Source organism: Kocuria salsicia (genome assembly GCF_007681555.1).
Classification (GTDB): domain Bacteria; phylum Actinomycetota; class Actinomycetes; order Actinomycetales; family Micrococcaceae; genus Kocuria; species Kocuria salsicia.
In genome coordinates, this window is sequence record NZ_VELE01000032.1 from 1 (window position 1) to 810 (window position 810).

The following is an 810-nucleotide window of genomic DNA, read 5'->3' on the forward strand; positions in this document are numbered from 1 at the left end:
CCCGCGAACCCATCCATGGCCACGACCTCGATCCCATCGCGCCAAGCCTGGTCCCGCTCGGCCAGCCAGTCCTTGAACGCCTTCTTCGAGCGACCTTCGACCACGTCCAGCAGGCGTGAGGGCCCGGTGCCGTCCCGGACCGGGGTGAGGTCGATGATCACGGTGACGTACTTGTCACCGCGGCGGGTGTGGCGCCACACGTGCTCATCGACCCCGACGACCTTGACACCGTCCAGGCGGGTCGGGTCCTCGATGAGCAGACGCCGGCCCTCAGCCAGGACCGCGTCGTTGGCGGTGTTCCACGAGACTCCCAGGCCTTCGGCAACTCGGGCCATCGACAGGTGGCCGACGACGATCCCGACCAGACCCCACCGCAGGCCGGCGCGGGAGATCTTGGCCCGCGGCGGCGCCGCAGCGGTGGTGTCCTAACGCCACACGTGCGAGCACTCCTTGCAGCGGTAGCGGCGCACGGTGAGCACCAGCGTGGTAGGGCGCCACCCGAACGGCTCGTGCGCCAACTCCCTGCTCACCGTGTCACGGGGCACGCCCTGGCAGCCGCACCGCCTGCACCAGTCGTCCGGCTCCACGACCCGGCACGCCAGCACGGACCGGTCAAGCTCGAGCAGCTGGCCGGTGACCTCCAGACCGAGGCCGTCGAGGCGGGTGAAGGTAGCGTCAGGCACGTCGAGGTCTTCCGGACGGGTTGTGTGAGAACTCCCATCATCGGAAGACCTCGACCCTCACCCCGACACCGACGCGCCGCCCCAGGTCGCACCACGCCTACACCCTCATCTGTGAAGAGCCCCAAAA

1 pseudogene is annotated in these 810 nt (G+C 69.3%); it reads right to left on the minus strand.

Features of this window, described 5'->3' with window-relative positions:
* Positions 1 to 683 (minus strand): annotated as a pseudogene (locus FS770_RS13555) (transposase); the annotation flags it as partial.
* Between the last annotated feature and the right edge of the window lie 127 nt (positions 684 to 810).